At 45.4% G+C, this 17,519-nt stretch carries 15 protein-coding genes and 1 pseudogene; 13 read left to right on the top strand and 3 right to left on the bottom strand.

Going from position 1 to position 17,519, the window contains the following annotated elements:
• Positions 1-365: 365 nt before the first annotated feature.
• Positions 366-1,055: a response regulator gene (locus tag FU659_RS20095; protein WP_147949210.1), complete on the bottom strand. Its 690-nt coding sequence runs from the start codon at positions 1,053-1,055 to the stop codon at positions 366-368.
• Positions 1,055-2,647, bottom strand: coding sequence for an ATP-binding protein (locus FU659_RS20090; protein WP_147949209.1), 1,593 nt, complete (start codon positions 2,645-2,647; stop codon positions 1,055-1,057). Before FU659_RS20090 ends, FU659_RS20095 begins: the two co-directional genes overlap by 1 nt.
• A 215-nt stretch (positions 2,648-2,862) precedes the next feature.
• On the opposite strand from FU659_RS20090, the gene FU659_RS20085 reads away from it, so the two are divergent.
• The 8 genes from FU659_RS20085 to FU659_RS20055 all read left to right on the top strand — a co-directional run bounded on the left by FU659_RS20085 (position 2,863) and on the right by FU659_RS20055 (position 9,577).
• Complete coding sequence (locus FU659_RS20085; protein WP_147949208.1) at positions 2,863-3,690, top strand: ABC transporter ATP-binding protein; 828 nt, start codon at positions 2,863-2,865, stop codon at positions 3,688-3,690.
• Entirely contained in the window at positions 3,668-4,516 is an 849-nt protein-coding gene (locus FU659_RS20080) for an ABC transporter permease (RefSeq protein WP_147949207.1), read from the top strand. The genes FU659_RS20085 and FU659_RS20080 overlap by 23 nt, the downstream gene beginning before the upstream one ends.
• A gap of 46 nt (positions 4,517-4,562) precedes the next feature.
• Positions 4,563-5,657, top strand: a complete 1,095-nt coding sequence (locus FU659_RS20075; RefSeq protein ID WP_147949206.1) for an ABC transporter substrate-binding protein — start codon at positions 4,563-4,565, stop codon at positions 5,655-5,657.
• A gap of 295 nt (positions 5,658-5,952) precedes the next feature.
• Entirely contained in the window at positions 5,953-6,249 is a 297-nt protein-coding gene (locus tag FU659_RS20070) for a cache domain-containing protein (RefSeq protein WP_187274282.1), read from the top strand.
• Positions 6,250-6,310: 61 nt separating this feature from the next.
• The gene (locus tag FU659_RS37400; RefSeq protein WP_261807946.1) at positions 6,311-6,853 is read left to right on the top strand and encodes an isocitrate lyase/phosphoenolpyruvate mutase family protein; all 543 of its coding nucleotides are present in this window, start codon (positions 6,311-6,313) and stop codon (positions 6,851-6,853) included.
• Positions 6,850-7,191 carry a beta/alpha barrel domain-containing protein gene (locus tag FU659_RS37395; RefSeq protein ID WP_261807939.1) on the top strand — a complete coding sequence of 114 codons (342 nt, stop codon included), beginning with the start codon at positions 6,850-6,852 and terminating at the stop codon, positions 7,189-7,191. The genes FU659_RS37400 and FU659_RS37395 overlap by 4 nt, the downstream gene beginning before the upstream one ends.
• A 44-nt stretch (positions 7,192-7,235) precedes the next feature.
• On the top strand, positions 7,236-8,681 hold the full coding sequence (locus tag FU659_RS20060; protein ID WP_147949204.1) for a bifunctional 2-methylcitrate dehydratase/aconitate hydratase: 1,446 nt from the start codon (positions 7,236-7,238) through the stop codon (positions 8,679-8,681).
• A 23-nt stretch (positions 8,682-8,704) separates the two neighbouring features.
• Entirely contained in the window at positions 8,705-9,577 is an 873-nt protein-coding gene (locus tag FU659_RS20055; protein ID WP_147949203.1) for a LysR family transcriptional regulator, read from the top strand.
• 64 nt (positions 9,578-9,641) lie between these two features.
• On the opposite strand, the gene FU659_RS20050 is transcribed toward FU659_RS20055, so the two are convergent.
• Positions 9,642-10,196, bottom strand: a complete 555-nt coding sequence (locus FU659_RS20050; RefSeq protein WP_147949202.1) for an RraA family protein — start codon at positions 10,194-10,196, stop codon at positions 9,642-9,644.
• A 208-nt stretch (positions 10,197-10,404) separates the two neighbouring features.
• On the opposite strand from FU659_RS20050, the gene FU659_RS20045 reads away from it, so the two are divergent.
• The 5 genes and pseudogenes from FU659_RS20045 to pckA all read left to right on the top strand — a co-directional run bounded on the left by FU659_RS20045 (position 10,405) and on the right by pckA (position 16,531).
• On the top strand, positions 10,405-11,535 hold the full coding sequence (locus FU659_RS20045; protein WP_147949201.1) for a PrpF domain-containing protein: 1,131 nt from the start codon (positions 10,405-10,407) through the stop codon (positions 11,533-11,535).
• A 35-nt stretch (positions 11,536-11,570) separates the two neighbouring features.
• The gene (gene acnA, locus FU659_RS20040; RefSeq protein WP_147949200.1) at positions 11,571-14,324 is read left to right on the top strand and encodes an aconitate hydratase AcnA; all 2,754 of its coding nucleotides are present in this window, start codon (positions 11,571-11,573) and stop codon (positions 14,322-14,324) included.
• Between the two features lie 378 nt (positions 14,325-14,702).
• Positions 14,703-14,906 carry a glyceraldehyde-3-phosphate dehydrogenase gene (locus tag FU659_RS38375; protein WP_147949198.1) on the top strand — a complete coding sequence of 68 codons (204 nt, stop codon included), beginning with the start codon at positions 14,703-14,705 and terminating at the stop codon, positions 14,904-14,906.
• A complete protein-coding gene (locus FU659_RS20025) occupies positions 14,837-14,983 on the top strand; it encodes a GapA-binding peptide SR1P (protein ID WP_315971340.1) in 147 nt (48 codons plus the stop codon). The genes FU659_RS38375 and FU659_RS20025 overlap by 70 nt, the downstream gene beginning before the upstream one ends.
• A 49-nt stretch (positions 14,984-15,032) precedes the next feature.
• Positions 15,033-16,531, top strand: a pseudogene (pckA, locus tag FU659_RS20020) (phosphoenolpyruvate carboxykinase (ATP)).
• Positions 16,532-17,519 lie beyond the last annotated feature (988 nt).

The following is a 17,519-nucleotide window of genomic DNA, read 5'->3' as shown; positions in this document are numbered from 1 at the left end:
TTATCACGTACCGCGGCAAACCCAGTAAAATCAACAAAATTAGTTCCAGACATTTATATCATCTAACATTGGGTTATATCAACAAATAGCATAAGATATCATAAATAAACGCACAGATATATATTATAAAACGTCACAAAATTTGAAGCCCGGCACTGAAGTAACTCAGTGATGACGGGCTTTTTTCCTTGTATGGGAAAGTAAACTTGATGAAGTCGGGAAAATGAGCACTAGTGTTGAAGCAGCTTCTCTGACGTTAATGTAGAGCGGGACGATTCAGCTATTTGCACTATCGGAAGGTAAAAAAAGATTTTCTAGAGTGAAATGAGTCGCATTAATTCTTCCACTAGGTCCTTTTCTTAATGCTATCTTTTTAAGCGGAATAACCGTTGGGGGCGTCCAACCGTACCGTATTGCAGGAACTCGTCCGCAATTCCCTGTTCCATTAAATATTCCAAGTAAGCGCGTGCCGTCGAACGGCTGACTCCGGACATATGAGCGATGACCTCGGCGCTGCTGGGCTCCTCGTCTTTCATCATATATTGTTTGATTCGCTCTAATGTACGGAGATCGATTCCTTTTTGCGGCTGCTGCATCGTCATCGGCTTGGCCGACCTGAATTTTTTCAGCCCTTCGACAAATTGTTGATCTGGTTTAGAAGGGGATTGCAGGTGGATTTTAAACTGTCTATATTTCTCTAATGTGTCTTGAAGCAGATCGAGGTCAAAAGGTTTGATCAAATAGTCAAAGATTCCGAGCCGGAACGCTTCTTCAATAATGTCAATTTCCTTGGCGGCGGTAATTAGAATCACGTCGCAGGAAATTTTCTCCGATCGGATGGTTCTCAATACATCAATACCTGAACGATCGGGCAAATACACGTCAAGAATAAGCAGGTTTGGCTGCAGTTCACGGACCTTCATTATGGTTTGATCAAAGCTGCCGGCTAATCCGACCAGTTCGTAGCCTTTTTGCTGCTCGATATAGCTTCCATGAACTTTGGCGATCATAAAATCATCATCGACGACCATCACGCGCAATTTTGTTTGGTCCATTACAGATTCCTCCTAATGGGCAGGCTAACACGAATCATCGTTCCGTCTGGGGAACTTTCGCATGTGATAAAGCCTTCATTTTTGTATATTAATCTGGAAACATAGGCCAGCCCGAAGCCGTGGCCTTCTCCTTTGGTTGTTATCCCATCGTTGAACAGGGATTCTTTAACTGCGGGATCGATGCCGGGTCCGTTGTCCTTCACATAGATAAGCAGGTCGTCATCTTCTTCCTTTAGAAACACAGTTACCGTAGGGGAGTCCTTTTTGACTGCGGACATTTGGAAGGCTTCGAAAGCGTTCTCAATTGTGTTCCCTAAAATCGTAAGGACGATTTCCCGATAGGGGCAGTTTTCAGGTATATAGGAATCCGAACTGACATGCAGTTGAATGCCAAGTTCTCCTGCCCGGTGAGTTTTACCGATTAATATTCCCACAATGGCTGGATCCCGAATACAGGCTAAATAAAACTCGACCGCTTCCTGATATTCTTCGTTAATTTGCTGAATAATCGCCTTAGCCTTATCATATTCGGATATTTTGATTAAGCCGGAAATTAAATGCAGCTTGTTCATAAACTCATGTCTTTGGCTCCGTAATGTATCGGCGTAACGACCGATGCCGGCAAGGTGATCGTCGATTTGATCGAGTTGCATTTTGTCGCGGAAGGTACTGACCGCACCGACCACCCGTCCGGAAAGTGTTACGGGTACGCGGTTAGCGACGGCTAGCGTGTTGCCGATGATCGTAGGCTGGTCCTTCTGCGAAATTCCGTTGTCAAGCACCTCAGGTAAACGGGTCATAGGAACAACTTCAGAAATTCTTTTGCCGATAAGCTCCATATCTTCCATGCCTAGCATTTTTTTGGCTTCCCGGTTGCAGGTAACGATTTTCCCTTCTTTGTTGACGGCAATAATCCCCTCGCAAATCGCATCCAGAATTGCCGCTTGCTCTTGCGTAACGAAAGCGATTTCATGCGGCTCCATGTTAAAAATTTGTTTTTTTATATGACCGGACAACAGGTATGCGCCCAACAGGCCAAAGAGAAGGGCAGCCGCAGCGATCCCGACTACTTTTTTCAGTAAAATAAACAATTGGCTCCAAACGTTATCGACCAAAAAAACAGCGGAAACCACACCAATTTGTTTATGGTTGCCGTCAAAGATGGGGGCTTTTCCCCGAACGGAATAACCAAGAGTACCCTTGGCTTGGGTAATGCTTGTTTTCCCGTTTAAAACCGCCTCGTTATCGTCACCCACCATACGTTTGCCGATATTCTCCGGGTTGGGATGGCTGTAACGGATTAAATCCATATTACTGACGACAAGCGCGTCGGCCCCGAAATTTTTTTGGATTTGAATCGAGATCGGTTGGAACGTCAAAGAAGGGTCGGTCTGTTCAAACGCTTCCACGCTTTGCGGAAGGCCGGCTACAGTTTTGGCTACCCCCAGCGCTTTCTCGCCTGTTTCCCTGAATTGTTTGTCAACGATGATATAGAACATGGCTGAGATAACCAAGATTAGAACAAAAAGAACATTCAAAGTGACCAGCGCGTTAATTTTACTTCGAAGTGTCATCTTCTTTAATCTGCCCATAAAAGCTGCTCCCTTGATGAAAAGGTTTTTTTTATAGTTTAATGTTTTATGTTCTATGGAGTAAAGAGGTAATTCCCTTTATGCCCGTTAACAATATCGCCAAAATTAATTTTACCGAGAATAATCATAATATCGGCAAAATATTTCAAACTCAATGGATTGATTTAGAATAAAGTGGAAGCGCTAACAAAAACGTTTATAAAGGAGACACCAGCATGGATCAGCCGAGCACTCGTTTGTCAGATTCTCCAATGATTGATCTGCAAGCCGTAACTAAAGAATTTTTAAAGCCTTCGGGCGAGGTTCATACCGTTTTGCGCAATATTAATCTTCGAGTAGAAAAAGGGGAGTTTTGTGCCATTGTCGGACCGACCGGATGTGGGAAATCGACGACATTAAGTCTGATCGCCGGTTTTGAGGAGCCTTCACTGGGGAAAGTTCGAATCAAGGGAGAGCAGTTGACGGGGATCAATCCCTGGGCTTCATGCGTCTTTCAAACAGAGAATGCATTCCCATGGAAGACCGTCATTGACAATGTTTCTCTCGGTTTACGACTAAAGGGCACGAGCAAAAGTGATGCCTTTCAAGAGGCGAGACACTGGATCGAAAAGGTGGGATTGAAAGGCTTTGAGGGACATTATCCTCACCAACTCTCCGGCGGAATGAGAAAGCGTGTCGCCTTGGCGCAATGCTTGATCACCCAACCGGAAATTTTACTTATGGACGAATCATTTTCCGCGCTTGACGTACACACCCGGCATTTAATGGAGAACGAGCTTCTGAAAATTTGGGAGGAGACGTCCGCATCCGTGTTTTTCATCACGCACGATCTGGAAGAAGCGATTGCGCTGAGTGATCGGGTTATTGTTCTGACGGCAGGCCCAGCAGCAACTATCAAGGGCGATTATAAGATCAATCTGGATAGGCCGCGTAATGTGGCGGAAATTCGTTTTGAACGGCAGTTCGCGGAGCTTCATGAGCAAATTTGGAATGATTTACGGGATGAGGTGATGATCAGCTATGCAAATGCAAACAACGCTTAACACGCAAGAGGAGATTGTAACACGGAAAAAGGAAATGAGGGCAAAAGCCGCAAAAATCAAGGCCCGCAATCTGACATTACAAATTATTGTTTTCATAGCGATATTCGGTTCCTGGCAAATCTTGTCGGCTAATAAAATTATTGACCCGTTCTTTTTCTCCAGTCCGTTTTCCGTTATTAAACAAATTATGGAATGGATTATGGAAGGTACGAGTCAAGGTCCTTTATATGTTCATTTCGTGGTTTCCTTTGAGGAAACAGTCATTGCCTTTTTTATCGGGGTCATTTTGGGGGTCGTTGCCGGATATGCCCTAGGCAGAAACGATATTCTCTCGGTTATTTTCGGACCTTATATCCAAATGTTGAATGCGCTTCCGAGGGTTGTGCTGGCGCCGATTTTTATTATCTGGTTCGGACTCGGCATGCCATCGAAGATAGCGCTTGGCGTAACGCTTACCTTTTTCATCGTATTTTTCAATGCTTTCCAAGGCGTGCGTGAAGTGGATAAAAATTTGCTCAACAACGCCCGTTTGCTCGGAGCCAACAGGAGACAGCTGGCCCAGCATGTCATCATTCCTTCGGCGTTAACCTGGATTTTATCCAGCTTGCATTCCAGCTTCGGCTTTGCGCTGGTTGGCGCGGTCGTAGGGGAATTTATAGGTTCTACCAAAGGTCTTGGTTTTCTCATTGCGCAAGCCCAAGGTGCTTTCAACACGACCGGGGTTTTTGCGGGGATGGTACTCTTATCGGTTACGGCTTTGGCCGCTAACTGGGCAGTTACCAAATTGGAAACGCGCTTTATCGCGTGGAGGCATGTTCGTCAATAGCTGCGGTTTTACGAATTTATTTCATAATATAAAGGGGTAATGATCGATGAAACTTAGTAAAAGCACAAAGTTTGGCGCAAGTATAATCATGTCATTGGGTTTGATTTTGGCAGGCTGCGGCACTACGGATAAGCCAGCCTCTCAACCGGCTCCAAAAGGGAATGATCAGCAGGCCGTCACTCCAACTCCAACTCCAGCTCCGGTTAAGCTTCCGAAAGTCAATATTATGGTTGGCGGGTTGGAAAAAATTATTTACCTTCCTGCTAAATTGACTGAAAACCTGGGCTATTTCAAAGAGGAAGGACTCGAAGTGGAACTTACGAGCCAGGCTTCCGGTGTCAATGCCGAGCAGGCGCTTATTGCCGGTGAAGTGCAGGGGGTTGTCGGTTTTTACGACCATACAATCGATATGCAGGCTAAGGGTAAAGAGCTTCAAGCTGTAGTCTTGTTGGCTTCGAACCCCGGAGGCAGAATAATGGTTGCGAACAAAGTGAAGGATCAGTTCAAAACCTTAGCCGATTTGAAGGGTAAAAATATCGGTATTACCAGCTCAGGAGCTTCATCGCACTTTTTGGTCAACTATTTAGTGACGAAAGGCGGTAACACCTCGAAAGATTATGTTCCTTTGGCTGTAGGCGCCGGCGCAACATTGGTTGCCGCCATGGAACAAGGGAAGGTAGATGTAGCATGGGCGACTCAGCCTACCACAGCGGTGCTTGAGCAAAGAGGCATTGCTACATCGTTTGTGGACATGGAGAGTCAGGAAGGCTCGAAACAAACTCTCGGAGGCACTTACCCGGCCCCAAGCTTATACATGAATGCGGATTATGTTAAGAAGAATCCGGAAGTGGCTCAGCGTTTAGCTAATGCTTTTGTCAAAACATTGAGATATATGAGCACGCATAAAGCGGAAGAAATTGCCGATAAATTGCCGAAGGAATATTATGCAGGCGATAAAGACTTGTATGTGAAGTCGCTCCAGGCGAGCCTTTCCATGTTCACACCTGACGGAAAAATGCCTGCCGGCGGACCGGAAAAAGTGCTGGAAATTTTAACGGTAAATACTCCGACACTTAAGGACGCCAAAATCGACCTTGGCAAAACATTCTCCAACGAGTACGTGGATAAAGTGAAAAAATAAATAAGTGATTCAAGTATCAAAGTGAGACCTCCATTTGCTGCCGGAACGATGAAGCTTCAGTGCTATATACATGATGAGAATACAAGTAGCACGCGGTCCATTTATCTGAAAGAGGCGTTGTAGATGCCTCTTTTAGTTCGGTAAACTACAGGAGGCATACCAATGCAGTCGTTGAAGACTATGGGTACCAGGATATTTATCCTTTTTTTAATAAGCATTTTGTTTTTTGTTATTTCCGTCGGGTTTGTCATCGCAAATCGTACTTGACGAGGATGTAATAAAGGTCCTATTGGATATGGAAAACGCCAAGAAAGGAAGCTACGAATATGTGCAGCTTCAGCAAAAAATCAGTGAAAAGATGTTCGCTTACTCCAACTCCAACATAGCTGTCAAGTCGATTCTTTTGATCAAACCGAACGGCGAACTGATAAATTCAATGGACAATGGATCGAGAAAAGAGCAATTCTCGCAAGAGGATTGGTTTAAAAAGATTGTTGGAAATAACAGCGGTACCGTATGGTTAGATTCTCGGGAGGATGTTTATTCAGGTGGGAGCATGGGCGCGAAAACTCCGACGTTTGCACTTGACTAAATTTCTGATTTTTAAGGATCACTAATTAATTTAACCAAAGGAAGTGACGTTTTTGAACAGCATGATATCGCCCGGCTCTCGGCTATGGGAAGCCTTGAAAGCAGAAAAACCGCTGCAGGTAGTTGGAACTATTAATGCATATACGGCTATGATGGCGGAGCGTGTAGGTTATCGCGCCATTTATTTATCCGGCGGCGGCGTGGCCAATGCTTCGTTCGGGCTGCCGGATCTTGGCATAACTTCTTTAAATGACGTTATCGAGGATGTTCGGCGGATCTCGAACGCAACCTCATTGCCGCTATTGGTCGATGCGGACACCGGCTTCGGCGGCGCCTTCAATATCGGACGTACGGTCCGCTTGATGATTCAAGCCGGCGCGGCCGGAATTCATATCGAAGACCAAGTATCGGCCAAACGCTGCGGTCATCGGCCCAACAAGGCAATTGTCACCCTCTCCGAGATGGTGGATCGAATCAAGGCGGCCGTAGATGCTAAGACGGATCCGGATTTTGTGGTGATGGCGCGGACGGATGCGCTTGCCGTCGAAGGTCTGGATGCCGCCATTGAGAGAGCCTGTGCGTGTGTGGAAGCCGCGCCGATATGATTTTTCCTGAAGCTGTACTTACTCTGGAGCAATACGATATATTCGTTAAGGCTGTCGGAGTGCCGGTGCTTGCCAACATTACCGAATTCGGACAAACCCCCCTCTTTACTGTCAATGAACTGGAACAAGCGGGCGTCAATCTAGTGTTGTACCCATTATCCGCCTTTCGCGCTATGAATGCCGCCGCCTTGAAAGTTTATCAGGGGATTCGCAGTGAGGGTACACAAAAGAATGTGGTAGAGCTTATGCAAACGCGGATGGAGCTTTACGATTTCCTTAATTACCACGAATACGAACAAAAGCTTGACCGGTTATTTAAACAAGAAATTGAAAAATAGCCTTTATAAAAGCAAAACTATACAGACAAATCGGAGGGATTTCTATGTCATCCCATATTAGCAATATAAGACCAAACCCGGATCAGGTATTGTTGGACCTGGCCGATTATGTATACGATGTTGAGATTCAGAGCCCGGAAGCCTATCAAACGGCTCGCTTTAGCATGATCGATGCGCTCGGCTGCGGTTTTCTGGCGTTGCGCTATCCGGAGTGCACGAAGCACCTCGGCCCTATTGTTCCGGGAACCGTAGTTCCTCACGGGGCAAAGGTGCCGGGAACCCCATATCAATTAGATCCCGTGACGGCGGCGTTTAATATCGGTTGTATGATCCGCTGGCTGGACTACAATGATACATGGCTTGCCGCCGAATGGGGACATCCTTCCGATAATCTTGGAGGAATTCTCGCCACGGCCGACTATATCAGCAGAAGGAACGCCGCCGAAGGTTTAGCGCCTTTGACGATGAAAGATGTGCTGACCGCGATGATCAAAGCCCATGAGATACAAGGCGTAATTGCGCTTGAAAACAGCTTTAATCGCGTAGGGTTGGACCATGTGCTGCTTGTAAAGGTGGCTTCTACAGCGGTTGTTACGAAGCTGTTGGGCGGATCGAAAGAGGAGATGATCAATGCGGTTTCAAACGCATGGGTAGATGGGCAGGCGCTTCGCACATACCGTCATGCGCCTAACACAGGATCACGTAAATCTTGGGCTGCAGGTGATGCCACCAGCCGGGCCGTTCGTCTCTCCTTAATGGCATTAATAGGCGAGATGGGCTATCCTTCTGCGCTTACCGCAAAAACATGGGGCTTTTACGATGTCTTATTCAAAGGAAACGAATTCAAGTTTCAACGGCCTTACGGCTCCTATGTGATGGAGAACGTGCTGTTTAAAATTTCCTATCCGGCTGAATTCCATGCGCAAACCGCCGTGGAGTGTGCCATAAGGCTGCATCCCGAATTACAGGGGCGGTGGGAAGATATCGATCGCATTGTGTTAACAACGCACGAATCGGCTATTCGCATCATCGATAAAAAAGGGCCGCTGCATAATCCTGCAGACCGCGATCACTGTTTACAGTATATGGTCGCGATAGGTTTGATTTTTGGCGAACTGACTGCGGATCATTATGAAGACGCAATTGCAAGCGATCCCCGGATCGACGCGCTGCGGGATAAAATGATGACGGAGGAAGATCCCCGTTACACCCGTGAATACCACGAACCTGACCTGCGTTCGATAGCTAATGCGGTGCAGATTTTCTTTAACGACGGGAGCTGCACGGAGAGGGTGGAAGTTGAGTTTCCGATCGGTCACAAAAGAAGACGTGCGGAGGGGATTCCGCTGCTGGAACAGAAGTTTGTCTCGAACCTTGCTACACGGTTTCCACAGAAGCAAATGCAAGCCATTAAAGAGCTCTGCTTAAACCAGCAGGAACTGGAGCAAATGCCTGTCCATCTCTTTGTCGACCGGTTTGTGTGTAGTTAAAAGCTTTATCGGAGGAAGACTTCATGGAGGACAGGGATTGGACCATTCTAAAGGTGCTTTACGAGCAGCAGAATATTACAAGAACTGCGCAGATTCTATTTATTTCCCAGCCTGCTCTAACAAACCGATTGCAGCAGATTGAAAAGGAATTCGGCGTTCAAATCGTTCAACGAAGAAGAAGGGGTATTGCATTTACGCCAGAAGGCGAGTATTTAGCTAAATGTGCCAACGAGATGCTCCTAAACATCAATAAAATTAAAGATCATGTAATAAACATGCGCGGTGAGGTTGCGGGAACATTAAGACTTGGTGTTTCTAATTATTTTACGCGGAGTAAACTACCCGGAATTTTAGAGCTGTTTAAAAACAATTATCCTGACGTGGAATTCAAAGTTGTTACAGGCTGGAGCAGAGACATGTTTAATCAGATCTATAACCAGCAGGTTCATATTGGTATTGTTCGGGGTGATTATCAATGGGGGGGACAGAAGCATCTCTTATTTGAAGAGACGATTTGTATCGCCTCGAGAAAAGAAATAAATGCGGATGATCTTCCAGGCTTATCACGAATAGACTACGAAACGGACCACTTGTTTAAATTGCTTGTGAATAATTGGTGGTCAGAAAACTATGCCTATTCCCCGGTTGTCGGCATGGAAGTGGATAAAGTAGAAACGTGCCGAGAGATGGTTCTTAAAGGTTTAGGCTACGCCATTATGCCCAGCTTAGTTCTTGAGGGAGCGCCGAATATTCACAAAATAAATATTACCGATAAAAACGGGAATCCGATATTAAAAAGAACGTGGATGTATTATCACCAGGAATCGTTGGAGTTAAATCTAGTGAACGCTTTCGTTCATTATGTACAGGGTTTGGATTTGAGCAAACCATTGTAGCGGTGAAGGATGGCTGGGGATAAAAATGGGGAAGAGGATCATTCCTCAACCCATTTTTTTTGTATTATCCGTTTCCAATAATCTCATCCAGATATTGAATGATCATTTCCGGTTTACCGGAAATTTGTGCAGCCCGATGGTTGTCTTTGTCCAGTTTGTTCAGTGCATCTCTAAGCACCTGCTCCTCTATAGCTTGGGGTATGACAACGACACCATCCGCATCTCCTACAACGATATCACCCGATTGAACCGTGGTCCCCCTTGAGAAAACAGGGAAATTGAGCTGCTTGATGCCTACGAGATCCCGTATGACGCCGTCGACAATAATGCCTTTGATTCCTAAGGACATCGCCATCCCAACAACAAAATCGCCTGCTACGGCACGGTAATCATCGCCCTTGGCGTCTATGACCAAAATATCTCCAGGTTTCGCTTCCCTAATCGCTTTGAGGACGATCAGGTTATCCCCTACAGGCATTTTTACGGTAAGGGCTCTGCCTGCTACCTGATATGCTTCCTTTAACGGCTTAATATGGGGATCCAAATTATTCAGTCCCTGCATGGCATCGGAAATACAAGTTGTTGGAATCACTTGAAACTGCTCAATAATGTTGCTCATGCTTATCGCCCCCTTGTCCATAACTATATGCTTGGCATACAAATAAATGAAATTCAAAAAAACTATGCACAGTCATAAATAAAACAGATACCTTTAGATATTTAAAATTCTGATCGCCGGTGATACAGGATTTGTATTATTTTTTTGAATGAATTCGCTTTAGAATGAAGCCATATTGATCGGTCATATTAAAAGGAGGCGGTTTGACATGTCACAATTTTTAGTTCCTTGCGCAGTTTATAGAGGAGGTACGAGCCGTGGGTTATTTTTCGCAAAAAGTAACTTGCCGGAAGATTTACATATTCAAAAGAAAATATTTCTTAACGGAATCGATGCTTATAACATGTCCCAAATTAACGGATTGGGCAGCGGAACCTCTCATACAAGTAAAGTATGTGTCATCTCCCCCTCCACGCTGGATGACGCCGATGTCGATTATACCTTTTACCAGATCGGAATCGGAGAAGAAGTTGTTGACGACAAAGGGACATGTGGAAATTTAATGGCAGCAGTAGGCGCTTTTGCAATCGATGAGGGGTTAGTTAAAGTGGATATTACTGCTAATTATGTGGATGTTACAGTATTTAACACGAATATTAAGAAAATACTCCGTTTGAAAGTACCGGTTGTGAACGGCAAAGCAAAAGTGTCCGGCGATTATGCAATGCCCGGGATTTATGGCACAGGCGCGAAATTTATTGTCGATATCCTATCTCCTGGCGGGGGTAAGACGGGGAAGACACTTCCGGTTGGCGTTCAGAATTCCGTGGAAACAGAGTCAAGAGCCTACGAAGTTTCTTTCGTGGATGTTGTCAATCCATTCGTCTACGTTGCTGCGGAAGATTTAGGAATCAAAGGGACGGAGCTGAACAGCGAGCTGTCATTGAACGAGGCTCTGCTGTCTGAAATAGAAACGATTCGCAGCCGGATGGCTATATATTCGGGAATGGCCAAATCTACGGAGGATATTGCGGGATCAGTCCCTAAAATTGCTATTGTTACCGAGCCGCAGGACTATGTCACTTCAGTAGGTAAGCTGATCAAGAAGGAAGAAGTCGACATTGTGGCTAAGATGATTTCGATGGGGAAATTTCATCGGACTTATGCGGGCAGCGGACTTTATAATATTGCTGCAGCTGCTTTATTGCCGGGAACTTTGCCAAACCGCTTCGCAGCCAAGAAAGACGGCTCCCAGGGACAAATCATACGAATCGGACACCCGGAAGGAGTTACGGAGGTTCGTGTTTCTTTAACGGAGGACGGTAAAGATGTGGTCTCGGTCGGGCTCGATAGAACGGCTCGGAGAATCATGAAAGGGGATTTATTTATCCCGGAATAAAACACTGCTGCAGTATAGGATAGGGAGGCAACAGAATGGCGACTATTAGCAATGATATTTTTAATGCCCGCACAAGCTTTGAATTGAACGGAAAAACATATACGTACTATCGGCTTCAAGTATTGGAAGAGTCAGGATTGGGTAACATTTCAAAGCTTCCTTATTCGATCAAAATATTGTTGGAATCTATTCTGCGCCAGTATGACGGAAAAGCCGTCCAAAGAGAGCACATTGAAAATCTTTGCAAATGGGGCACAAACGAGATGAAAGAGAACGTTGATGTTCCTTTCAAGCCGGCTCGCATTGTACTGCAGGATTTCACCGGAGTACCTGTTGTCGTCGATCTTGCCTCTTTAAGAAAAGCAATGAAGGATATGGGTGGGGACCCGGAGCGGATTAACCCTGAGATTCCGGTTGATCTAGTTATTGACCACGCGGAACAGGTGGATAAATTCGGCACGCCCGATGCGCTTCAATATAACGTGGACCGTGGTTTCGAGCTTAATAGTGAGCGATACAAGTTTTTTAAATGGGCTACTAATTCTATAGATAAGTTTCTCGCCGTTCCGCCTTCTACAGCAATTATTCATCAAGCAAACCTGGAGTACCTTGCGTCCGTAGTTCAAAGTGAAGAAGATGGAAACGGGGGATACTTGGCATTTCCCGACACATGCTTCGGCACTGACTCACATACTCCGATGATAAATGGTATCGGCGTGGTCGGCTGGGGTGTCGGAGGAATTGAAGCGGAAGCAGGCATGCTCGGTCAACCATCCTGTTTTCCGGCACCTGAGGTTATAGGCATTCGCTTGAGCGGCATGTTACCTGCCGGAACGACTGGTACAGATTTGGCGCTTTATGTAACGAATCTTCTTCGGAAGAAAAAGGTGGTTGGCAAATTCGTCGAGTTTTTCGGAAGAGGCGTCGCCAATGTATCTGCTGCCGATAGAGCTACGGTTTCCAACATGTCTCCCGAGAATGGAGCAACGATTACCATCTTCCCGGTTGATCGGGAGACGCTTAATTATTTGCGCTTATCCGGGCGAACGAAAGATCAGGTTCAGCTTGTTGAAGCGTATTGCAAAGCGAACGGCTTGTTCTGGACATCGGAATCCGAAGAAGCTGTTTATAACGAGGTAATTGACCTTGATCTTTCTGTCATAGAAACGTGCTTGGCAGGACCGAAGCGACCGCAGGATTTGATCCGTTTTTCAGAAGTAAAAGAAACCTTCAAAAAAGTGTTAAGGCACGAAGTCGGTAATCATGGTTATGGTCTTCCTGAGGATGAAATCAACAAAGAGGTGCAAGTTAATCACCCAAACGGAAAAATATCAACATTAAAAACAGGATCAATCGTCCTTGCTGCCATCACAAGCTGCACCAATACGTCCAATCCTCATGTAATGATCGGTGCAGGGCTGTTTGCCAAAAAGGCTGTAGAGAGAGGCTTGACCGTTCCTCCTTACGTCAAAACAAGCCTTTCGCCGGGTTCCAAAGTTGTGACAGACTACTTGCGAAAAGCAGGCTTGCTGCCTTTTCTTGAACAGCTCGGCTTTTATCTTGTGGGCTACGGCTGCACCACTTGTGTCGGCAACTCCGGTCCCCTTCCTGAGGAAACCAGCAGTGCAATTGTAGAGAATGATATGATCGTATCCGGTATTCTTTCCGGAAACCGCAACTTTGAAGGCCGCATTCATCCGCTGATCAAAGCGAACTTCCTTGCTTCCCCGCCCCTCGTTGTCGCATATGCCATTGCGGGGACGATTGATATAAATCTGCGGACTGAACCCATCGGTCAGGATAATAAGGGCAGGGACGTTTACTTGTCAGACTTGTGGCCTTCTAATGAGGAAATACATAAAGTTTTTGCCGACACAGTGACACCGGATCTGTTCGAATATCGAAATGAACATATTTTCACCGGAAACGAAAACTGGAACAAGTTGAAAACAAGTGAAGGATTGCTTTACGAGTGGGAAGAACATTCGACTTTTCTTCAAAATCCTCCATTCTTCGAAAATATGGCCCGTGAGCCTCAGAAAATTCTCCCGTTACATAGTCTTCGAGTGCTTGCTAAGTTGGGCGACTCCATAACAACGGACCACATTTCACCAGCAGGCGGGACGATTCCGAAAAACAGCGTCGCTGGAAAATATTTGCTGGAGCAAGGTGTTGAATTGGACGATTTGAGTTCATTTGGAGCCCGTCGAGGTAATCATCATGTTATGATGCGCGGCGGTTTCGCCAACATCCGGCTCAGAAACCAAGTTGCTCCGGGAACGGAAGGCGGCGTCACGACGTATTTCCCAACTGGAGAAGTCATGTCCATTTATGATGCAGGTATGGAATACAAGAAAGACGGTATCGGACTTATCCTTATAGCTGGAATCGATTATGGCATGGGAAGCTCACGGGACTGGGCGGCAAAAGCGACGCAGCTTCTTGGTGTCAAGGCGGTATTGACAGAAAGCTTTGAGCGTATTCATCGAAGCAATCTTGCATTAATGGGAGTTCTTCCGCTGCAATTCAAAGAGGGCGATAATGCGGATACGTTAGATTTAACAGGCAGAGAGTCTTATGAGGTTGATATCGATGAGAATATTCAACCGCGTCAAACGGTAAAAGTGACCGCGGTGGATGAGAATGGGAACCATAAACAATTTGAAGCGGTTGTCCGATTTGATAGCGAAGTGGAGATCGACTATTATCGCCACGGTGGAGTATTGCCAATGGTCATTCGAGGCAAATTATCCGAAAATATAATGACGAACAAACAAGCAAGCATTTAACTAAAATAACCTGATCGAATATTCTCGGCGGGGTTATTTTAGTTAAATAGTATGTCATAAATAATTTGAAACACTGATAAAACTTTGTTGTTAGCCTAATTTTTATATTATTGTGTACATCAATTCCTGAATAGGATACACTAAATACCGAATGATACACACTATTAAACGCGTAAAGGAGTGATTTATATTGGGTGTTGGTGTAGGGATCAGTGGAATGGGTCGTTTGGACTCACCTCCTGAAATATGACACTGTTCATCGGGGGTGGGACGCCAACATCTCCGTCTCCGAAGGCAAATTAATAATCAATGAAAATGTCATAAATATTGTCTCCGAAAGGAATTTTGGATCAAGCATTCGAGGCTCAGGCAGGTTGGATGACAACCGTTCATTCCTACACTTCCGAGCAGGTCAAAAGGATTTTTAAAACGGCATCCGAACAAAATTTATCTCCTTACATGGGCTATACGGACGAGCCTTTAGTATCCTCAGATTACATCGGTTGTTCTAAATCAGCGGTAATCGCATCTTATGTAAGCATTGTCAGAATGAGATCGCAACGTTCGATGCGGAAAAGGTAACAACTTACTATTCGGACTGCCAGGCTCAAGAATGCTTGGCAAAAAGGGCCATAACGGAAAATCCGGATAATGATTGAAAAGAAGGGGTGAAGAGAAGATGAATGTTAAGGTGGAGCCGTCGAAGTAATGACTATACACCATAATTTGCCTGTAACTGAACTAATAAAGATCGCTCTGGAACGAAACGAAGGGAAGCTTGCATCCACAGAAGCGCTGCAGGTACTCACAGGCAAATACACCGGCCGTTCCCCTAAAGATAAATTTATTGTCAACGACCCGTCCGTGAGGTCTCAAATCGATTGGGGGCCTGTCAACCAGCCAATTACCGAAGCTCAATTCGATCAATTATTCAAAAAAGCGCTGGACTATATGGAGGAAAAAGAACTGTTCATTTTTGATGGATATGCCGGAGCGGATATAAAGATCCAGCTGCCTATCCGCATTGTGAATGAGTATGCATGGCATAATTTGTTTGTCCATCAGCTTTTTATCCGCCCTTCGAAGGAGCAACTGCTGACGCATAAAGCGGAGTTTACGGTAATCGCGCTTCCCGGCTTAAAGGCCGATCCGGCTGTTGACGGAACCCGTTCCGAAACGTTCATCTGCTTGTCCTTTGAAAAAAAGCTGGTATTAATCGGCGGCACCGAGTATGCGGGAGAGATGAAAAATCGATTTTCAGCGTATTGAATTATTTGCTTCCTTTCAAAGGTGTCGTTCCTATGCACTGCTCGGCAAATATGGGTGAAAAGGATGACGTTGCCTTATTTTTTGGACTATCCGGTACGGGAAAAACGACGCTTTCCGCCGATCCGAACCGCCGGTTGATAGGTGATGATGAGCACGGCTGGTCGGATGAAGGCGTATTTAACTTTGAGGGCGGCTGTTATGCTAAGTGCGTCCATCTCTCTGAGGAGAAGGAGCCGCAAATATGGCAAGCCATTCGCTCCGGTTCGGTCTTAGAAAATGTCGTATTGGACCGGAAGACCGGGGAAGCCGATTATGATGACATCCGCATTACCGAAAATACTAGAGCGGCTTATCCGATCGAGATGATACCGAATGCGTTGATTCCGGGTAAGGCCGGACATCCAGGAGTCATTATTTTCTTGACGGCCGATGCCTTCGGAGTGCTGCCCCCGATTTCCAGGCTGACTAAAGAACAAGCGATGTATCATTTCTTGTCAGGCTATACTTCTAAGCTGGCAGGAACCGAGAGAGGAGTTACGGAGCCGGAAGCTACCTTCTCCGCATGCTTCGGTGCGCCGTTCCTGCCGCTTCATCCAACTGTTTACTCCGAAATGCTGGGGAAAAAAATCGAGGAGCATCAAGTCAAAGTATATCTGGTCAATACCGGTTGGACCGGCGGTCCTTATGGGGGCGGGAAACGTATGAACCTGTCTTATACCCGGGCTATGGTTTCCGCAGCCTTAGACGGATCTATCGAGCAAGCGAATTTCACTTCCGATACAGTATTTGGGCTTCATTGCCCCGACTTCGTCCAAGATGTTCCCAGCGAAGTTCTGCAACCTCGCAACACATGGCGGGATAAAGAGGCTTATGACGCAGCAGCGAAGGAGCTTTCAAACCGTTTTATTCAAAATTACGGGAAGTTTTCCAATTATTAAGACAAGTAAAGATATCGCCTTGTGGCGGTATTTTTTTTAAATACTATTGTGTATATTTTCAGTAAATCAGAATCGAAGTGAAGTAGAAAGATGTATTATATCTTGACTTTTTGGGACCCGAACAAAGTTCGGGCTCTTTTTTTACAAGGGAATCTTAGTGAGATAGAGTAGGGAAATAGCAACCCATCATCAAAATGAAATAATGGAGATTATGAAACTAAAGTTAGAACTTAGAAAACTGGAGAATTAGTTAGCCTCTTGTTAGTGAAAAGATAGTATTACTACTGGATCGCTATTAAGCTAAGGGCAGATAAGCGTAGCTAGCTTTACATTCGAGAATCAATCAAGAAAGGCAATATATTGTGACGTAACAAATCAGGATTGGCAGCGGACGGGTTGGGGAAAATTGGGGGCATTATAAATGAGCAAAAAACTAGAAGTGAATGGTTTATGGGATTCAAATCGGATGATGCTTCCCCAACATAGAGAGACCGCAATCAGTTGCCTGAAGAAAAGCAATACATTCAGCGACAAGTACTCGATAAGCATGAAATTCATTTCATTTCTGCTACACTTAGCCAATCCCATATACAAAAGAACTGTACAACTCACGATATATGACAAAACCAGTTCCGAACTGTTTCGGGTGTAGTGACGCGCAGCAAGCATGGAGAATTTCGTTTGGACACCCTTGATCTGTTCAACGGGGGAGAGGACTGGGATTGGATCAGATTTCAAGATGTACTATGAGACATTGGTGAATAAGCCCGAGGGAAAGCATTACTTGGGCTTGTTTTTGTTTTAATTTCGCATTAGCATTGGAAATCATTCGATTCGCGAAAAAGCGTTAGACGTAAAAAAAGTTGTAGACTGGCGATGGCGTTAAGCCAAACATTCCTGTAAGGCCTAAGATTTGGGCTTTGTCAAAAAAGGAGCGCCTCGGTATGATGGATTTGTCGAAGGGTTTTAACCCAATACATCAAGGAGG

The organism is Paenibacillus sp. N3.4 (genome assembly GCF_008017805.1).
GTDB lineage: Bacteria > Bacillota > Bacilli > Paenibacillales > NBRC-103111 > Paenibacillus_E.
Note: the sequence above shows the minus strand (reverse complement) of the source record. Positions and strands in the feature narration are given on the sequence as shown.

What these genes read in the sequence shown, in the direction of transcription:
- FU659_RS20095 (WP_147949210.1), bottom strand. Translation starts at nt 1,055, where the DNA reads ATGGACCAAACAAAATTGCGCGTGATGGTCGTCGATGATGATTTTATG.
- FU659_RS20090 (WP_147949209.1), bottom strand. Translation starts at nt 2,647, where the DNA reads ATGGGCAGATTAAAGAAGATGACACTTCGAAGTAAAATTAACGCGCTG.
- FU659_RS20085 (WP_147949208.1), top strand. Translation starts at nt 2,863, where the DNA reads ATGGATCAGCCGAGCACTCGTTTGTCAGATTCTCCAATGATTGATCTG.
- FU659_RS20080 (WP_147949207.1), top strand. Translation starts at nt 3,668, where the DNA reads ATGCAAATGCAAACAACGCTTAACACGCAAGAGGAGATTGTAACACGG.
- FU659_RS20075 (WP_147949206.1), top strand. Translation starts at nt 4,563, where the DNA reads ATGAAACTTAGTAAAAGCACAAAGTTTGGCGCAAGTATAATCATGTCA.
- FU659_RS20070 (WP_187274282.1), top strand. Translation starts at nt 5,953, where the DNA reads ATGGAAAACGCCAAGAAAGGAAGCTACGAATATGTGCAGCTTCAGCAA.
- FU659_RS37400 (WP_261807946.1), top strand. Translation starts at nt 6,311, where the DNA reads ATGATATCGCCCGGCTCTCGGCTATGGGAAGCCTTGAAAGCAGAAAAA.
- FU659_RS37395 (WP_261807939.1), top strand. Translation starts at nt 6,850, where the DNA reads ATGATTTTTCCTGAAGCTGTACTTACTCTGGAGCAATACGATATATTC.
- FU659_RS20060 (WP_147949204.1), top strand. Translation starts at nt 7,236, where the DNA reads ATGTCATCCCATATTAGCAATATAAGACCAAACCCGGATCAGGTATTG.
- FU659_RS20055 (WP_147949203.1), top strand. Translation starts at nt 8,705, where the DNA reads ATGGAGGACAGGGATTGGACCATTCTAAAGGTGCTTTACGAGCAGCAG.
- FU659_RS20050 (WP_147949202.1), bottom strand. Translation starts at nt 10,196, where the DNA reads ATGAGCAACATTATTGAGCAGTTTCAAGTGATTCCAACAACTTGTATT.
- FU659_RS20045 (WP_147949201.1), top strand. Translation starts at nt 10,405, where the DNA reads ATGTCACAATTTTTAGTTCCTTGCGCAGTTTATAGAGGAGGTACGAGC.
- acnA (WP_147949200.1), top strand. Translation starts at nt 11,571, where the DNA reads ATGGCGACTATTAGCAATGATATTTTTAATGCCCGCACAAGCTTTGAA.
- FU659_RS38375 (WP_147949198.1), top strand. Translation starts at nt 14,703, where the DNA reads ATGACAACCGTTCATTCCTACACTTCCGAGCAGGTCAAAAGGATTTTT.